The sequence below is a fragment of the Saccharomonospora saliphila YIM 90502 genome (assembly GCF_000383795.1).
Classification (GTDB): Bacteria; Actinomycetota; Actinomycetes; order Mycobacteriales; family Pseudonocardiaceae; genus Saccharomonospora; species Saccharomonospora saliphila.
In genome coordinates, this window is record NZ_KB912678.1 from 177,374 (window position 1) to 179,535 (window position 2,162).

The following is a 2,162-nucleotide window of genomic DNA, read 5'->3' on the forward strand; positions in this document are numbered from 1 at the left end:
GCTCCGGCTGGGCCTGCGGTTCCGGCCGGGTCCGCTGCTCCGCCCGTGGTTCCGGCGCCGCCTGCGCCGTCCGCTCCGGCTGCGAGGTCGACTCCTTCCGCGGCGCCGACTCCGCCCGCGCCTCGTGCTCAGCCTGCGCCGTCTGCTCCGTGTTCGAGGTCGACTCAGCCTGCGCCGTCGACTCAGCCTGCGCCGTCGACTCCGCCCGCGGCGCCGACTCCGTCCGCGCCTCGCGTTCCGTCTGCGGCTCGTGCACAGCCTGTGGCGTCTGCTGCGCGGGCTCGTGCTCCCGCTCGGCCTGCTGCTCCGGCCGGGCCTGTTCCTGGGACGTCCGGTCGGTCCGGGCTTCGCCCGAGGCCGGAGCGCCCGCGTTCGTCGCCGCGCGTCCGCCGGTGCCGTCGGACGGCGCCGGCTCACCGGAGGCGTCGCGGTCCACCACGCCGAGTGCCTCGGCGACCTGATACGCCGTCTCCCTCGTGACGCCGGACTGTGGGCTGCGCGCCGTCTCGCCCAACCCGGCCAGGATCGCGAGCACTTCCTTGCTGCTTGTCCCGAGCCGCTTCGCGACGACGTGCACCCGGGTCCGTTCCGGCAAGTCCGCCAGCGCGCCCGACATGGATGTGGCGGCGGTCCCGCCCGTGTTCTCGGCGGGTGTCTCCGCGTTCGACATACATCTCCTCCGCCCCCGGGCGCGTTCACCACGCGGCCGCGCAGGGGCCGTATCCCTGTTGTGTCCGCCGTGGTGGGGTCCACCGCGACGGGAATCCTTGCCCTGTCATGCCCTCGACACGGCCGGTGTTCCCCGGCATCGCACCGACGGCAGGTCCCGCGACGACGTCCCGGACGAACACGCACCCGCGCACGGGTGCCTCCACGTCGTCGAGCCGTCCGGCACGGTCGGTGCGCGGCGGCGACGACCCGTGGTTCTTCCGGCACGTCACCGGGTCACCCGCGACCGCGTCCCGCCTCGGGCGACGGCGACGACGGTTCGGTAACCGGCACCCAGTATCCCATACCTACACCGCGTCATTGCGGCCCTCGTCCGGGCAACCCCGACCGGGGGAAGTTCGCGCGTCCGGTTGTCCCCCGTTGACCTGCTCGTTAGCGTGCGCCCACGAGGCGAATCCGACGCACGGACCGGCCGCGGGAGGTGGGCGTTGCGTAAGTGCGGGAGCGCGGCCGTGCTCGGTGCCGCACTCGTGCTCGCCGGGCAGCAGCCGGGCGCGGCCGAACCCACGTCGTCGCGGTTCCTCTGCCCCGCGGACGCGGGCCAGGCCACGCGCTACCTGGTGCTGTCCGAGGAAGAGACGCCGACCCGGAGCGTCACCCGGGAGATCGAGGCGGCCTGCGGCACGGTCGCCACCCACTACGCCCGGATCGGGGTGACCGTGGCCGTCTCGCGGAACCCGGAGTTCGCGGACACGCTGGGAACGGCCCGCGTGTTCGCCACACACGGGCCGGGGACGAGACCCGGGGGACACGGCTCCTCCGCGCCACCGTCGGGGCACGCACCGTCGACCCCGGCGCCCCCGACACCGCGACCCACCTCCGAGCAGCCCGATCACCCCGCGAACCCCGACACCGACCTGCGGGACCGGCAGTGGAACCTGCGCGCGATCGGCGCCGCGTCCGCCCGGCGCGATGGCGAAGGCGCACCCGGGGTCGTCGTGGGCGTGCTCGATTCCGGCATCGACGCCACCCACCCGGATCTCGCGAGCGCGGTGGCGCCGGAGTTGTCGGTGGGCTGCACGGACGGAACGCCGCGCCGCTCACCCCGGGACTGGGCACCATCGGGCTCCGCGCACGGCACGCACGTCGCCGGGATCGTCGCCGCCGCCGACGACGGGCGCGGAATCACCGGTGTCGCGGCGGGAGCGCGGCTGGCGTCGGTGAAGGTCGTCGACGACCACGGACACGTCACCCCGGACGCGGCCGTGTGCGGACTCATGTGGGCGGCCGAGCACGGTTTCGCGGTCGCCAACAGCAGCTTCGTGGTGACGCCCTGGGCACGCGCCTGCACCGGAGCGGACGACGGGCGGGGTGTCGCCAGGGAGGCCGTGGTGCGCGCGGTGCGGCACGCCCACGAACGGGGGACGCTGACGGTCGCGGCCGCGTCGAACGCCTCCGCCGAACTGACCCCGCACGGCCTCACCGGTGCCGGC

At 75.0% G+C, this 2,162-nt stretch carries 2 protein-coding genes; one reads left to right on the forward strand and one right to left on the reverse strand.

Features of this window, described 5'->3' with window-relative positions; genetic code table 11:
* Positions 1–670: translation initiation factor IF-2 N-terminal domain-containing protein (locus SACSA_RS26140; RefSeq protein ID WP_048876754.1), on the reverse strand; the 670-nt coding region annotated here is incomplete at its 3' end.
* A 487-nt stretch (positions 671–1,157) separates the two neighbouring features.
* On the opposite strand from SACSA_RS26140, the gene SACSA_RS22855 reads away from it, so the two are divergent.
* Positions 1,158–2,162: S8 family serine peptidase (locus SACSA_RS22855; protein ID WP_048876769.1), on the forward strand; the 1,005-nt coding region annotated here is incomplete at its 3' end.